Here is a 17488-nt window from a genome sequence, read left to right on the forward strand (position 1 = left end):
TTCGGTCTGGCCCTTCGATAACCGCCTATGTCGTAACAGCAGGTTCTACTCGGCCTGCGGCCTCTTGCGCCAATTGAAAAGGACCTAGTAGTGATGCTCGTTCGCCAAGCCCGTCGCAATACCCATTCCTTGCCTGCCCGCCGTGACGCTGCGCGTTCGGTGGACCCGGCGCTGTGGTTGCTCAAGCCGCTGGCGCAGGCGATTGCGCTGTGCCTGGTGGCCGGCAGTGCCGAGGCGGCGACCGCGTTCAGTTCCAGCTGGTTTGCCGCCAAGGGCGCGGCGCAACAGGCCGCGGCAGCACGTCCGGCGGGTGGCTTGCCGGGCATGACACCGCCGCTGGCGCAACAGCAACGTGCCCGGCAACAGCTGGAGCGTTCGGTGCAGACGCTCAACAACACCGTGGCCGCCATTGCTGCGCAACAGGCCGCGCAGGCCGCCGGACGGGCAGCGGCGTTCGCCACGGTGAAGTTCGTGCCGGACGGACTGGGCGAGGGCGGCTTGAAGGTCGATACCGGCCTGACCCAGGGTTGGCAGAATGCCAAGGGGCCGCAACAGACACAGGCCGATGGCAAGACCACGGTGAGGATCGAGCAGACCGCCGACAAGGCCATTCTCAACTGGGAAACCTTCAACGTCGGCCGCGATACCACGGTGGAATTCGCCCAGCAGTCGAACTGGGCGGCGCTCAACCGGGTCAACGACCCGAGCGCGCGGGCGAGCCAGATCCAGGGCCAGATCAAGGGTGACGGCACGGTGATGCTGGTCAACCGCAATGGCATCGTGTTCAGTGGCACCAGCCAGGTCAACGTGCGCAACCTGGTGGCGGCTGCGACGAATATCAGCGACGCCCAGTTCCGCGACCGTGGCCTGTATTTCGACAGCACCGGCAGCCAGCCGACCTTTACCGATGCCGCCGGCAAAGTGCTGGTGGAGCGTGGCGCGCGGATTGAGACTCACAAGCCGACGCTGTCCACCGATTCCGGTGGCTACGTGCTGCTGCTCGGCAATGAGGTGGAAAACGCCGGCACCATCAACACCGCCAAGGGCCAGACCGTGCTCGGCGCCGGTGACCGCTTCTACATTCGCAAAGGCTCGGGCACTGAAGGCAATGGTTTTTCCACCACGTTTGGCAGTGAGGTCATTCCTGGCTTCAAGGCCGGTGGTTCGGGCAAGGTCAGCAACACCGGGCTGATCCAGGCCTCGACCGGCGACATCACCATGACCGGTCATGAAGTCGTGCAAAACGGCGTGTTGCTGGCGAGTACCTCGGTCAATACCCGTGGCACCATTCATCTGCTCAACCCGGCGACCGACACCAGCGGCAGCGTGACTCTGGGCCAGGGCAGCGTCAACGCGATCATGCTCGACAGCAGTGATCTGACCGCTCTCGACAGTCAGCACGATGCCGCATTGACCGGGGTGACGCTCAACAACCGTATCCGCAGCGATCAGTCGCGCATCGACATCGGCAGCGGCGGTACCGTGGAGTTTCAGGACGGTTCGATCACCCTTGCCACGGGCGGTCAGGTCGCGGTGGCGGCGGGCCAACGCAGCCTTGTGCGCAACGGTGCGCTGATCGATGTGTCCGGGGCGCTGGGCGTCAAAGTGGCGATGGAAGCCAACAACATCAAGATCAACGTGCAGGGCAACGAGCAGCGCGATTCCTCGATCAACCGCGAAAGTGGCGCACTCAACAGCAATGACGTGTGGGTCGATGTGCGCGAGCTGATTTTCGTGCCGGCCGGCACCAACGGCTATGCCACTGACCGTTGGTACACGGCCGGTGGTCTGCTGGAAGTCGGCGGCTATCTTGGCACTCAGGGGCACAGCATCGGCGAGTGGATGGCCCAGGGTGGCACGGTCAGTTTCACCGGCAATGATGTGGTGACCGAGAAGGGCTCGGTGATCAATCTGTCCGGCGGCACCCTCGATGTGCAAAGCGGTTTCATTCGCCAGAGCTGGTTGCGTGGCGCCGATGGCCGTTTGTACGAAGTCTCGCGGGCACCGGGCGACATTCTCTACACCGGCCTTTACAAAGGTTATGAGGACCATAGCGAGCGCTGGGGCCAGACCCGTTATTTCTTCAACCCGCTGATCGCGCCGAGACAACGCTTCGAGACGGGTTACTCGGTAGGACGCGACGCCGGGCAACTGGTGATCGCCACCAACAACGCCGTACTTGATGGCCAGTTGGTGGGCGACGTGTTCCAGGGTGAACGTCAGATCCAGGCGCCTCGTGCCGGGCTCGACGGTTATGACCAGGCGCAGACGGCCAGGGCGCGGCGGGCGCAGTTGATCGTCGGTACTTATGATCCAAGTTGGTCGGCCACCACCAATGGCCTGGTGTATCAGCATCTCGCCATGCTCGATCAGGTGCAGATCGGTGGTGAGCGTCCCGCCGATGGCAGCGACCTGGGGTTGACCGGCGCGGTGTCCGACGACCGCAAAGGCAAGCTGTTCCTTGATACCGACATGGTCAATGGTTTCCGTCTGGGCGCGTTGAAAGTCGCGGCCAAGGACAAGGTTGAAGTCAATGAAGCCGTGACCGTGGACACCGGCGGTGACATCACCCTGTACGGGCAGGATGTGCAGGTCAATGCAGACCTGACCGCCCGCGCTGGCAGCCTGCAGCTGGGTAACCAATTGGCGCAAACGAGCAAACCCACGCATACGACCGTGGCCGAAGGTGTGCACCTGGACACCCGTGGTCTGTGGGTGAACGCGCGTATCGATCCGACCGATGCCAACAACCTGGCCTATCTGAATGGTGGCCTGGTGTCGATCCGCAGCACCGGCGATATCACCGTGGCCAGTGGCAGCGTCATCGACGTTTCGTCCGGCGGTGCGGTGTTGAGCAATGGCAAGACCCGGGGCGGCAAGGGCGGCGACGTCTCCCTTGAATCCAGTGCGGATACCCTGCCAGGCCAATCGCAATTGGTCATGAACGGTGACGTGCGCGGTTATGGCGTCACGGGCGGTGGCACGCTGAAGATTCAGGCCAACAAAGTGTTGATCGGCGAGCCTGACGGCCCTCTTGCCGATCACACCTTGCGACTGGCGGCGGATACGTTCAACAAGGGGTTCTCGGCTTACAACATCATCGGCCTTACGACCCTGCAAGTGGCAGACGATGCGGTGGTCGACGTGTCCATGCCGGTCTACCGTTTTTCCGATTCGGCAGCGAACCAAACCGGTGGCGCCGATCCGCTGACGGCATTGGAGCTGTGGACACCAAGCCTGTTCCAGGAGAACCCGGCCAAAGGCGTGCTGACCCAACGCGGCGGCGCGAGTCTGTCACTGCAAGCGGGCGGCAGCCAGATCAATCAGATAGACCCGCTGAACAGTTTGTTGACCATCGGCCAAGGCGCGCGCATCAGCGTCGATCCCGGCCAGCGCATCAACTTGCGCAGTGCCGGGCAGCTCACCGTTGACGGTGAACTCAACGCTTGGGGCGGCACCCTCGACATTCGTCAGCAGCAGTTCGGTTCGATTGATGTAGAGAGCTCGCAGCAGGAGGCGGATCCGACAGCTCATAATCGTTCGATCTGGATCGGTGACCATGCAGTGCTGGATGTGGCGGGGCGCGCAACTACGGCGGTCGATGCGCTCGGCCGGGTCTACGGTCAGGTGGGCAAGGGCGGCAGCATCATCATTGGCGGCGAGATCGACGCTAAAAAGGCCACCGCGACGTCGGCGGATGCCTATGTGATCGTGCGGCCGGGCGCTCGTCTGGAGGCGTCCGGTGCCGAGGCCGTGCTGGATATTGCCGGCACTGGTCCGACCCGGGTCGCCACGGACGGCGGGCGCATTGCCTTGAGTTCCTACAACGGGTTGTTCATCGACGGCACCCTGCGTGCCGCTGCTGGTGGGGCCGGTGCAGCCGGGGGACGTCTGGAGATCGCCCTCGATTCGCCGTTGTATCGCGATACTCAGGGAAACAACGCTGTTCGGGTAGCCAGGGAGCTGATCATTGGCCAAGGGCCGGACGACGTGCGGCTACCCGCCGATTTGCGGCCTGGAGAGGCCGCTGCACCGTTGCGTTATGGCTACACCCGACTGAGCGCCGATCAATTGATGACCGGCGGCTTCGATAGCCTGAGCCTGCTGAGCAACGGCCTGCTGACGTTCGACGGTGATGTCGATCTGCACATGAACCAGAGCCTGAGCCTGTACGCCGGATCACTGTCCCTCGCCGAAAGCTCCAAAGATACCGCGCGCATTAATCTGGCTGCGCCTTACGTGCGCCTGTCGGGGTTGGGTGAGTATTACACCCCTCCCAGCGCGTTAACCCGCCCTCGAGTGCTGAACACCCCCACCAACCGGGTATCGGCCGCGCAGTTCAACGCCAGCGCGAATCTTCTTGATCTGGGCAACGCCTTCTCGTTCGGTAGTGACGGGCTGATCAAGTTGCTCAACGGGGCGACCATGGCGGTCAGTCGCCGCAGTTTTGACCTGGTCACCCTCGACAGCAGTGGCGACATACGTATGCTCGCAAAGCCGGATTTACAGACGGGTTCCAGGGTGTGGACGGCCGGTGATTTGCACTTGCGCGCGGCGCAGATCTATCCGGGCACTCGGGTCTGGTCCGATATACGCGCCGGGTATCAGAGCGAGAGCAGGATCGATCCCGACCGTACGCTGAGCATCAGTGGCAATGGTGCGGCACCGGCCGTGCCGCCTTATTCGGTGTTCGGCAGGCTGAAACTGTACGGGGGGAATATCGAGCAAGGCGGCGTCATTCGCGCACCCTTGGGTTTGATCACGTTGGGTAACGATGCCTTTGGCGATACCCGGGCCATTCACTTGTTGCCGGGCAGCGTGACCTCGGTCAGCGGCGCCGGACTGGTCATGCCGTATGGCGGCACAACCGATGGCACCGACTACCGCTACAACGGCCAGTCCGTGGTGCTGCAAGGGATTGCCAACGAAAATACCGGGGTGGTCCTGAGTGCCCAGTACGTCGATGCGCAAACAGGCTCGTTGATCGACCTTTCCGGGGGCGGGGATTTGCGCGGTGCCGGGTTTGTCTCCGGGCGTGGCGGTTCTACCGATGCGCGTTTCAACCCACTGGTTCGCAACGCGGCTGATGGCACGTTCAGCCTGCCGGGCCTGAGCAGTAACCCGGTGTATGCCATCGTGCCAGGCAATCAGAACGCCTATGCACCGATGCTTGGCGAGGCGGGCGCCAGTGATCCACGCATTGGCCAGCAGATCAGCATCGGTGCCGGTGTTCCAGGCCTGGCGGCGGGCACTTATACCTTGCTGCCATCGACCTTTGCCTTGCTGCCCGGCGCCTTCCGGGTCGAAGTCAACGGTCAGGCAGCGCCGGGAGCAATCAACGGCGCGCTGAAAATGCGCAATGGTTCCTGGGCAAGTTCCGGGCAAATGTCGATTGCCAACACCGGGCTGCGTGACAGTCTTTCCAGCCAGGTCATCCTGACGTCGGCGGATGTGCTGCGCCGCTATTCCCAATACAACGAAACCAGCTACAACCAATTCGTTAACAGCGACGCTGCACGTCGCGGGGTGCCGCGCGGGCAGACGACCCTGGACGGCAAATCACTGACGTTTTTGTTCAAATCAAGTGATCGTGACACAGCCCTTGATTTCAACGGCAAGGCATTGTTCGCTGCCGCCGAGGGTGGTGTGCTCGGCACCGCAGCGGTAAGGGGATCATGGGCTTTTGAAATTCTTGGCACGGGTGCCGTCAGCACTCAGGGTTTCGACGGTGTTTCGTTGTATGCCGACGCCCTTAACAATCTTGATGCCGGGCGTTTGGCCATCGGTGCAACGCCGTTTGTGCAATACGACACTGCGGGTAATTTCATTCAATTCAGAGGTGATACCAGGAGCATTGACCTGCGCGAGGGGGCGATGCTCTCGGCGCCTGAAGTCGTCCTGTGGACGACGGGCCTCACTGGCGGCATTACCCTTGAAGCGGGGGCGGGCATCAATACGCTGGGGCGTGGGAACGTGCCCTATGACTCCACGGCGGGCTTCATCTATCAGCCAGGGCAAGCCAGCTTGTTGATGGTGTCCAACGGTTGGACCAATGTGCTGGCGCCGGACGCGGGCACTAACGGAGGGGGCGCCGGCAGTATCCGGATCGGCACCTGCCCGGCGCAGGGTTGCATCAATCCTTCGTTGCTCTATTCCAACGGCAGCATCACCGCAGCCACCGACAATCAATTTGAGTTGGGCGAAGCGGTGCGTTTCGGTACGCGTCACCTGGCGTTGGCCGTCGGCGCGGTGAACGCCGGCAGCGCCGAAGCGCTTGCGGCGGCGAGCGGTCGCTTGCCGGCCGGCCTGACCCTGAACCAGAACGTCCTCGATCGACTGCTGCGCGGCGACACGCAATTCGGTGCGCCGGCTCTGGAAACCCTGAGCCTGACCACCCGCGATTCATTCAACTTCATTGGCGGCGTGACTCTCGACACCCTGGACCCACAAACGGGCAAGAGCCGCCTGGAAAACCTGATACTGGTGACACCGGCCATTTACGGCCTGGGCGATGCCAGTGATGTGGCGACCATTCGCACCGCCAACCTGATCTGGAACGGCGCGACCCAGGCCCCCGGCACCGTGGTCAACGGCGGCGCAGGCACCGGCCATGGCACGCTGAATATCGAGGCGCAACGCATCGAGTTCGGCTATGGCCCGAATCCGCAGCCCAATGGCCTGGACCAGAACAATCGCCTGGCGCTGGGTTTTGCCAACGTCAACCTCAATGCCAGCGAACGCATCACCGCCAATCACAAGGGCAGCCTGGCCGTTTACGAACAACAGGGCGCTTACGACCCGGTCAAGGATTATGCCTACAGCGGCGGCAACCTCAACCTGCGCACGCCGCTGCTCACCGGTGAAGCCGGCTCGGTCAACCTGCTCAAGGCGGGCAACAGCCTGACCCTGACGTCGCAAACCGGCGACCGCACTGCCGTCGCCGATGCCTTGGGCGCGGAGCTGAATCTCGAAGCACGCAACGTGTTGCTGGACGGCCGCATCGTGTTGGCCAGCGGCAAATTGGTGGTCAAGTCCGAGGGCGATGTGACGCTGACCCGTAACGCTGAACTGGACGTGGCAGGACGCACGCTGCCGTTCAACGATGTGAAGAAATACAGCTGGGGCGGCGACGTGGCCCTGTACAGCAGCAACGGCAATATCCGCCAGGCCGCCGGTTCGCGCATCGACCTGTCGGCAGTCAACAACCAGGCCGGTAACCTGAGTGCCGTGGCATTGGCCACCGGTGCGGGCGTGGTCGATCTGCAGGGAGAAATCCTCGGCAACAGCAGCGGCTATTACGATGCGGGCGGCACCTGGGTGCCCTACAAGGCGGGCGGTGTGGATATTCGCGCGCAGCAGCTGGGCAGCAGCGGTGACCTCAACGGCGAATTCGCCGCGCTCAACCAGCGGCTCAATGCCGGGCAAGTGTTTGGTAGCCGCAGCTTCCAGCTCAAGCAAGGCAATCTGGTGATTGGCGACGGGCTCAAGGCTGGCGAGGTCAATGTCTCGGTGGACAACGGCAGCCTTACCGTCGTGGGCCTGATCGACGCCAGTGGCGAGCGCGTCGGCAGCATTCGCCTGTCGGGCAAAAATGGCCTGACCGTGGCCGGCAGCGCGGTGCTCGATGCCCATGGCCAGATGTTGCGGGTCGATAGCTACGGAAAGATCATCGACGCACCGAACCGGGCCATGGTCGAGCTGAACGCCGGCGATGGCCTGTTGACGCTGGCCTCCGGTGCGCGGATCGACTTGCGTCACGGCACCGACGTCGCCATCGGTAATTTGCCGGGGCAGCATGACGGTCGCGCGCGGGGCACACTGGAACTCAACGCACCGCGTGTGGGTGCTGGCGATATCGCTATCGATGCCAGCGGTGCGCTGAACATTCAAGGTGCGCGCTCCATTGGGCTCAACGCCACGCGCCGCTACATTGATGCCGCCGACGGCACCGACCCGGCCGCCAGCGGTCGTCCGTACCAGGTCATCGACCAGGCTTATCTGGACGGCATTCACGTCGACAGCACCGCGTTCATCAACGCAGCCCTGGCCAATACGGATTTGCTGCAACGCAAACTGGCCGGCCTGAATAACGCCGCCTACGCCGATGCCTTCCACCTGCGTCCCGGCGTGGAAATAGCCAGCAAGACCACTGACGGCGATCTGGTGGTGCAAGGCGATCTGGACTTGTCCGGCTACCGTTACGCCAGTCTCAACCCGCACACCCAGAAAACCTCGGTCTACGGTTCCGGCGAGGCCGGCAGCCTGGTGATTCGCGCCGGTGGCAACCTGGATATCTACGGCAGCATCAACGACGGTTTTGCACCACCACCGGAAACCGTCGATGACACCGGCTGGAAACTGGTGCCGGGTGTGCAGCCGTTCGGCGGCGACCTGATTGTGCCGGGCGCGGGTGTGACCCTTGCTGACGGTACCCAATACCCGATCGGTGCCACGTTGAACTACGACTTGCCGATCCAGGCCGCGACACTGGCCAGTGGCACGCTGTTACCCACTCAGGGCGTGCTGGCCGAGACGTACACGTTCAGCGCCGGTACGGTATTGGCGGGGGCGGTGCATGACGCGGCGGGTAATCTGTTGTACGCCGCCGGTACATTGCTGGGGGCCGACGTCACCTTGCCGGCGGGCAGTCTTCTTGGCGCGGGTACGCGGCTGAACAAGGCCACCGCGTTGCAAGGCCTGCTGTGGCCTAAAGGCGTGCCGCTGCCGGGTACGTTTTTCGACAACGCAACGGCGGGCGTGAAGCTCAGCGGTTCGCTGGCACTTTTGCGTGGTTCGCTGATTCCGTCCATGACGGATGTGAAACTGGCGGATGGCACTGCGTATATCGATTTGCGCCCACTGAGCGGCACCCAGCAAGGGCGCAACTGGGCGGTGGCGAGCATGTTGCCGTCGGGCAGTGCGTCGTGGTCGACACGGGTGGTAGCGGGTGCGGATCTGGGCGCGGCTGACAACCGAGCGGTTAAGCCCGTTACCACTGAGGGCAACTTGCGCCTGGCCGATACTCACTACGGTCTTAAAGTGATCGAGACAGCCGCGAAGCTGGTATGGGGCGTGGATAACGTTTATGGATTCGCGCCGTACGAGCCTGTGCCTGATGAGTACCTGATTATTTGCGAGATTGACGCTACAGCGTGTGCACCGATGGCTCGATGGACCTGGGCGCCTGGCAATTACATGGGGTTTCCCGATTACTCACCCGTTAACGCCGATGATATGTTTTGGTGCGTTGATATTGATCCGTCGCTTTGCCTTGAAAGCAAACCAGGCACCGCTGTCAACGCCCACACTCAGATGTTCAGCGTACTGCGAACCGGCACCGGCGATCTGGACCTGATGGCCGCCGGTAACCTGAGCATGGATTCACCCTTCGGTGTGTACACCGCCGGTACTCAGTCCAGCAATATCGACCCACGTTACAACCAGCCTCGCGGGCGAATGTCAGACGATGGCTCGGTGCTGGGCAGTGCCGGCAGTGACTATGAAAAATGGGTCAATGGCGGCAGCGACAGCCTCTATCAGGCCTGGTTTCCGCAGATGGGCGGGAACCTGACAATCAATGCGGGCGGTTCTGTGTCCGGTGATGCTGTCGGACGTAAGGCACTCTCTCTCGGTGGAGTGCGCGAGCAAAACCCGAGCGTTGCCGTAGGTAACTGGTTATGGCGTCAGGGCACTGCTGGCAATGACGTGCCGACAGCCTGGTGGATCAATTTCGGTAGCTATGCAACTCGCCTGCCTCTTGCATCAGATGTGGAACCCGAACCTTATCTGGTGGGGTTCACCGGTTTTGGCACGCTGGGTGGTGGCAACATCAGCCTCAGGGCAGGCGCTGATAGCGGCATGCTCAGGCCATTGGGAGACGTCTTCGGTACGAATCAAAACCCTCGAAGCCAGGGACTTATTGTGGCGGTAGGCAGCACCGGGCGCGTAGGTAGCGACGGCAGCCTGCAACTGACCGGTGGCGGTGACATGGATATCCGCATCGGCGGCACGCTCAACCCGTCACTGCAAGCCAGGGCGGGAGCGACCGGTGTCGGCACCCCCATTCATGATCTGCAGGGCGCGCTGATTAACCTGCGGGGAGCTGCACAATTGAGCGCATCGGCGGTGGGTGGAATCCGATTGCAGTACGGCTCATTCTCAGGCAACCAGGACCAGCGCGAGGCTCGCGGCTACGATCCGTTTACGGCCACCACCAGCAGCGCAACCGGCGGCCTGGTGTTGATTCCGGGGGACTCGGGCATGCAGCTCAATACCCGAGGTGATTTGGTGTTGGGAGGCGCGGCGGACCCTGGTCGGGTAGTACTGCAGAACTCCACATCGTTCACTACGCCTGATGGGGTGGTGCATGCGGGCGGTGGTTTGACAGGCTTCTCGTTGTGGACCGATCACACCGCCATCGATCTTTTCTCGGCGGGAGGCAATCTCACGCCAAGTACATTGATGGCTGAAGCGATCAACAATTCAACGATCCCTAGCGGTAGCAATACTTCACCCACCGATAATCGATTCGTTATGCCCTCGATCCTGCGAGCAGTCGCCGGGCAAGGTTCAATCTATGCCGGTCCGTCTGCTGGTTTCTATGGTGGGGGGAGTAACTATCCGGGCATTTCGTACTCCTTGTTGTTGGCACCCTCACACTCCGGGCAGCTTGAATTGCTGGCAGGGGATTCCATCTATGCCGGTGGCTACGCAATCAATCAATCGGGTGCCAGCCCGCTGTCCATCGCTACGCCATTTACGCCTGCGTTCAATGGTTATGCCAAGGATGGTCAGCGAGTGATAACGCTGATGTCTAATAGCGGCGCTGATAGCGTCTCGCCCGGACTCAACAGCCGTTATCCATTGTTCGCCTTCGGTGCCGAGAGCTATTCAGGCTTGAGTGGGGTTCAGGCCCCTGCGCGGTTCTACGCGCTAACCGGCGATCTGGTTGGCGTTCGCAGTGGCGAAACCTTGAGTTTCAGCAACTCCAAACGCACCTGGTACGAAGCGGCCGGGCCGGTCTGGATGTTGGCCGGACGCGATATCGTCGCGTCGGGTACAACCGTCGGACAGCCACAGGCCGTGAACCGCGATGGTATGGGCAACAGCAGTGACACCGTCACCGCCACGGGCAACCTGTTCATCCACAACAACGCGAACGATGTCTCGCGCGTGTCCGCCGGTCGCGACATTCTTTACAGCAGTTTCGACATTGCCGGCCCCGGCACGCTGGAAATCAATGCCGGGCGCAATATCCTGATGGAAGATCGCGCCAGCATCACCAGTATCGGGCCAGTAATGGCGGGTGATAACCGTCCGGGTGCCAGCCTTGTATTGCAGGCGGGCGCAGGGGCCGATGGTCCGGATTACGGCCGCTTCATCGCCCGCTATCTGGACCCGAAAAACCAGGCTGCCGGCGGTACGCCGCTCAGCGATCAACCGGGTAAGGTGGTCAAGACCTACGATGAAGAACTGCTGTCCTGGCTGACTCTGGGCTACGGCTTTAACGGCAATGCAGAACAGGCACGGGCGTTCTACGCCGCACTGCCGGGCACCGAGCAAGCCGTGTTCGCTCGTCAGGTGTACTTCGCCGAGTTGCGTGCCGGTGGCCTGGAATACGCCGATGCAAACGGTCCGCGCCAGGGCAGTTACCTGCGCGGTCGCAACGCGATTGCGGCGTTGTTCCCGACGACCGATGTGGCGGGCAATACCATTCGCTACGACGGCGACATCACGTTGTACGGCGGCGCAGGCGTGAAGACGCTGTTCGGCGGTGACATTCAGATGCTCACTCCCGGCGGTGGCCAGGTGTTCGGTGTCGAAGGTGCGGCGCCGCCGTCCACGGCGGGGATCGTCACCCAGGGCGAGGGCAACATTCAGCTGTATTCCCAGGGCAGCATACTGCTTGGGCAGAGCCGGGTCATGACCACGTTCGGCGGCAGCATTCTCGGCTGGTCGGCCGAAGGCGACATCAACGCCGGCCGGGGTTCAAAAACCACCGTGGTGTTCACGCCGCCCAAACGTATCTACGACACCTGGGGCAACGTGACGCTGTCGCCGACCGTGCCGAGCACCGGTGCCGGTATCGCCACGCTCAACCCGATTGCCGAAGTGCCCCCGGGCGACATCGACCTGATCGCACCGCTGGGTACGATCGATGCGGGCGAGGCGGGGATCCGGGTGTCGGGCAACATCAACATCATCGCCCTGCGGGTGGTCAACGCGGCGAACATCCAGGTGCAGGGCAAGTCGTCGGGCATTCCGGTGACGGCGTCGGTGAACACTGGGGCGATCACGTCGGCCAGCTCCGCGGCTACATCCGCCACGCAAGCGGCCGAGGACATGTCACGCCAGCAACAGGCCGCGGCACGCAAAAACCTGCCGTCGATCGTGACGGTACAAGTACTGAGCCTGGGCAACGAACCGCTGACACCGAGCAGCGACGGTGCAAGCCGTGCGCCGACGCCTGGGTACAACCCCGATAGCCCGGTGCAGGTGCTGGGTGCCGGCGCATTGGATGAGCGGGCGCGGGGGCAATTGACGGAAGAAGAACGCGGCAATCTGACGTTGTAACGCGCCTTCAAGCAGGATCAGAGGCGACCTTCGGGTCGCCTTTTTTTTGTGCGTCAAATTCACACAAGACCCTGTAGGAGCAAGCTTGCTCCTACAGGGTTCTTTGCTGTCTCAATCATCTCATTTCAACGCCATCCACCCATCTTTGAAATGAAGCTTTGATGACAAAAGTTCGGTAGCACAACGCCATTCAGGTCATGCCTATGTGACGTGCTTGAGGCGGCCGAAAGGCCACTTTTCCAGCCGATGGCGGGACGCCGGGAGCCAGGCAGTCAGCCAGCCTGCCGCAGCGCAGACGGTTACCGGTACTTCGAATTCAGGGGGTGGTGTGAACGATTTTTTCAAGTCACGGCTGGCGCTGTGGGGCTGGCTGCTGGTGACGGCGGGCGTACAGCCGGCATGGGCGCAGCAGAGCGTCGAGCCGACGGAACCCAGGCCGGTCGACGTCAACGAATACTTCGTGCGCGGCAACACCGTGCTCGATGCCCGTACGATCGAAGAGGCGGTGTATCCGTTTCTCGGTCCGCAAAAATACCTGGCCGATATCGAAGGTGCCCGCGATGCGTTGCAGAAGGCGTATCAGGCCAACGGCTATCAATCGGTGTTCGTGGAGTTGCCGGAGCAGAAGGTCGAGGACGGCATCGTTTATCTGCAAGTCAGCGAAACCAAGGTTGGCCGGGTTCGTGTCGTCGGCGCCAAGCACTATTCTCCGGTGGAAATTCGCGACGACGTACCGGCGCTGAAAGAAGGCCAGGTGCCGGACTTCGCCCAGGTGCAGACTGAACTGGCAGAACTGAACAAGAACCCCGGTCGCCAGGTCATGCCGCTGGTGCGCGAAGGTCAACGCCCAGGGACCATGGACGTCGACTTGCAGGTTGAAGACCAGGACCCGTGGCAAGCCAGTCTGGGCCTGAACAACGACTACAGCGCCGACACCGAAAAGCTGCGCAGTGTCGCCAGCCTCGGCTACAACAACTTGTGGCAGTTGGGCCACAGCGTGTCGCTGACGTTCTTTACCGCGCCCGAGGACACCTCCAACGCCAAGGTCTGGTCCGGTTCCTACACCGCGCCGCTCAGCGAGCGCTGGAGCGTGCAGTTTGCCGGTTACCAGTCCGACAGCAACGTTGCGACCATCGGCGGCAGCAACGTGTTGGGCAAGGGGCATTCCTACGGCGTGTCGGCGATCTACACGCTGCCGTCCAGTGGCAACTGGTCCAACTCGCTGTCGGCCGGCATCGACTTCAAGGACTTCGACGAGCAACTGGATTTCGCCGGTGACAGCGACAAGGTGCCGCTCAAGTACGCGCCGTTCACCTTCGCCTACAACGGCTTTCGCTACACCGAAAGCTCGCAGTTAGGCCTCGGCCTGAGCCTGGTGGCGGGCACTCGCAGCTTTCTCGGCTACGGCAGTTCCGACGAAGACTTCGACTACAAACGCTATCGCGCCAGCCCCAGTTTTGCGGTGCTCAAGGGCGATACCCAATACACCTACACCTTCGGCAATGACTGGCAGACCGCGAGCAAGGCGTCGTTCCAACTCGCTTCCGGGCCGCTGGTGTCCAACGAGCAATTTTCCGCCGGTGGCGCCACGTCGGTACGCGGCTACCTGGCGGCCGAACGCACCGGTGACGACGGCTACCTGCTGAGCCAGGAACTGCGCACGCCATCCCTCGCCAAGTACCTCGGCACTTACGTGCAGGAGTGGCGTTTCTATGCCTTCGCCGAAGGCGCCCAGTTGTACCTGCGCGACGAACTTCCCGACCAGGACGCCGATTACGCCCTCGCCAGTGTTGGCCTGGGCACCCGCGCGAGCTTGAGCAAATGGTTGTCCGGCAGCCTCGACTGGGGCTATCCGCTGCTCGAAGGGCCGAATACCTCGAAACAGGAATCGCGCCTGCATTTCAACCTGCAAGCGACATTCTGAACCTACGGAGACATTTTCATGCAGCGCATTTTTTTCGCTTTCCTGATGTGCCTGAGCTTCGTGCTCCCGGCCACCGCCCAGGCGTGGTGGCAAGACGATTGGCACTACCGCAAACAGGTCTCGGTCGACACCACGCCCCAGGGCGCGGCGATCAACGAGGCGTTGGGGCGTACCGCGTTGCTGGTGCGCCTGCACACCGGCAACTTCACCTTCGACGGGGTCAAGGAAGACGGCTCCGACCTGCGCTTCGTCGCCGCCGATGACAAGACCGTGCTCAACCACCAGGTCGAAAGTTTCGATGCGCTGATGGGCATGGCGCTGGTGTGGATTGATGTACCGAAAGTGGAGGGCGGTCAGCGCCAGGACATCTGGATGTACTACGGCAACCAGAAGGCAGCGGCCACCGGTAACGGTCAGTTGACCTTCGATCCGAACTACACCGCGCTCTACCATTTCGACGGTGCCACCGGGACGCCGGCCAAGGACACCACCGCCTACGGCAACACCGCGCAGAGCGCCACCGGTACGAGCATCGACGGTGTGATCGGTCGTGCCTTGCAGTTCAGTGGTCAGCCGCTGCTGTTGCCGGCCAATCCATCGTTGCAGCACAACGCCGGCAGCGCGTTCACCTTCAGCGCCTGGTTGAAGCTGGATCAGGCCAATGGCGAGCAACTGGTTCTGGCCCGTCGTGAAGGCGAACACAGTCTGCTGGTCGGTTTGAATCAGGGTATGCCATTCGTTGAAATCGACGGTCAGCGCGCCGTGTCGACCCAGGCCCTGAACCCCGGTCAATGGCAGCACCTGGCGCTGACCGCTGAAGGCAGCAAGGTCTCGCTCTACCTCAATGGCCGTGAATCCGCGAGCCTGGCAGTGGCGATGCCGGCATTCAATTCGGTCATGGCCATTGGTGCCGACGTGTCCGCCAGCGCTTACCTGCCGTTTGCCGGCGCGATCGACGAGCTGCGTCTGTCGAAAGTCGCCCGACCTGCCGCGCAGTTGCTGGCCGATGCCACGTCCCAGGGCGCCGAGTCGAAACTGCTGGCCTATGGTGTTGACGAAGAGCAATCGGGTTACGGTTTCGGCAGCCTCGGTTTCCTGCTCAACGCCGTGCCGCTGGACGCCTGGGTGATCATCGCGGTGCTGGTGCTGATGATGGTCCAGTCGTGGTTCATCATGGTTCGCAAGAACCGCATGGTCAGCCGTGTCTCGGCGGCCAACGAAGCGTTCCGCGAGCAGTTCGCCAAGGTCGGTACCCGCCTGGAAATGTTCGCCGACGACCAGGACCTCGCCCTGCGCCTGCAGCACTCGTCGCTGTGGCGCCTGTACCTGGTGGCGGTCAAGGAAATCCGCACCCGTCGCGAGCAGGGCGCCGATACCTCGTCGGTGTCGGCAGCCACCATTGAAGCGATCCGCTGCTCCATGGACGGCGTGCGCACCCGGGAAAACCAGGCACTCAGCTCGAAACTCTCGACCTTGTCCAACGCCATCGCCGGCGGGCCGTACATCGGCCTGCTCGGTACGGTGCTGGGGATCATGGTGGTGTTCCTCGGTACGGCCATGGCCGGCGACGTGAACATCAACGCCATCGCTCCGGGTATGGCTGCGGCCTTGCTCGCTACCGCCATGGGCCTGTTCGTCGCGATCCCGGCGCTGTTTGGCTACAACCGCCTGATCACCCGCAACAAGGAAGTCAGCGCCGACATGCGCGTATTCGTCGACGAGTTCATCACTCGCCTGGCGGAAATGCATGGCGAAAGCCAGTTCAGCGAAGCCGCCCACCGCCGTGGCAATCACGCCAACGCCCACACCAACGCCCAAGCACCGGCCTGAGGAGCACTGACATGGCTTCCGTAAATGCCTCCCACGACGATGACGATGACGCAGCGGTGGACAGCATCAACATCACGCCCCTGGTGGACGTGCTGATGGTGGTGCTGGTGATGTTCATCCTCACCGCCACCGCACAGGTTTCGGGCATCCAGATCAACCTGCCCAAGGCCAGCGCTTCCGTGTCGCTGTCCGAAGCCAAGACCAAGGCGATTTCGGTCAACGACGGCGGCCAGGTGTTCCTCGATGCCTACCCGGTGACCCTGGCCGAGCTGGAAGACCGCTTGCGTATCGAGAAGGCCCAGAGCCCGGACTTCCCGGTGATCGTGCGCGGTGACGCCACGGTGCAATACCAGAAAGTCATCGAGGTGCTGGACCTGCTGCGCCGTCTAGAACTGTCACAGGTCGGTCTGGTGACCGGCAAACCGACACAGGGCTGACCATGACTGCTCAACTTCCCATCAGCCCGTCACCTGTCAAGAAGTCACCCGTGCGCTTTGTGAAGTGGGGCGCCGGGTTGCTGATTGCCGGCGTGGCCGCGTGGTTCCTGTGGCAATGGGCCAACGACATGAGCGGCATTCGTCGCGAAGCGCCGAAGGTGCCGACCATCATTCCGTTACCGCCACCGCCACCTCCACCACCGGAAAAACCACCGGAACCGGAACCTCCCGTGGAAGAAAAAATGGTCGAGCCCGAGCCGACGCCGGAGCCGGAGGACGTGAAACCGATCGAGGAAGCACCGCCGTCACCGGTGGACGATCTGGCCAAGCCGATGGAGATGGACGGCGAGGCCCAGTCCGGTACCGACAGCTTCGGAATCAGTGCGGGCAAGGGCAATGGCATGGCCGGTTCCGGCGGCGGACGTCTGGGCAACGGCACGTACAACCAGTTCATGGCCGTCAGTTTTCAGCGCTTGTTGCGCGATAACCCGGACCTGCGCAACCAGGCCTACAAGGCGCAAGTCGACGTGTGGATGAGCACTTCGGGCGACATCACTCGGGTCGAGCTGGCCCAGTCCAGCGGCAACCCCGAAGTCGACGCGCAAATACTCGCTGCACTGCGCGGTGCGCCGCGCATGAGCCAGCGGCCACCGGCCTCTTTCACTGTGCCCATGCGCGTGGCCCTGCAAGGGCGGCGTCCGGGTTAACCCCATTATCAAAAGCT

At 62.4% G+C, this 17488-nt stretch carries 5 protein-coding genes; all 5 read left to right on the forward strand.

The window, feature by feature from the left end; genetic code table 11:
- The first annotated feature begins 93 nt into the window (after positions 1-93).
- The gene (locus M5G20_RS03320; RefSeq protein ID WP_273917888.1) at positions 94-12573 is read left to right on the forward strand and encodes a filamentous haemagglutinin family protein; all 12480 of its coding nucleotides are present in this window, start codon (positions 94-96) and stop codon (positions 12571-12573) included.
- Positions 12574-12901: 328 nt separating this feature from the next.
- Positions 12902-14497 carry a ShlB/FhaC/HecB family hemolysin secretion/activation protein gene (locus M5G20_RS03325; RefSeq protein WP_273917889.1) on the forward strand — a complete coding sequence of 532 codons (1596 nt, stop codon included), beginning with the start codon at positions 12902-12904 and terminating at the stop codon, positions 14495-14497.
- Positions 14498-14515: 18 nt separating this feature from the next.
- Positions 14516-16327: a DUF2341 domain-containing protein gene (locus tag M5G20_RS03330; RefSeq protein ID WP_273917890.1), complete on the forward strand. Its 1812-nt coding sequence runs from the start codon at positions 14516-14518 to the stop codon at positions 16325-16327.
- A gap of 11 nt (positions 16328-16338) precedes the next feature.
- Positions 16339-16764 (forward strand): ExbD/TolR family protein, encoded by a 426-nt coding sequence (locus tag M5G20_RS03335; protein ID WP_150734321.1) that lies wholly within the window; start codon positions 16339-16341, stop codon positions 16762-16764.
- Positions 16765-16766: 2 nt separating this feature from the next.
- The gene (locus tag M5G20_RS03340) at positions 16767-17471 is read left to right on the forward strand and encodes an energy transducer TonB family protein (protein WP_075945126.1); all 705 of its coding nucleotides are present in this window, start codon (positions 16767-16769) and stop codon (positions 17469-17471) included.
- Positions 17472-17488: the final 17 nt, after the last annotated feature.

It is taken from the genome of Pseudomonas sp. TNT2022 ID1044, from assembly GCF_028656895.1.
GTDB classification, from domain to species: domain Bacteria; phylum Pseudomonadota; class Gammaproteobacteria; order Pseudomonadales; family Pseudomonadaceae; genus Aquipseudomonas; species Aquipseudomonas reinekei.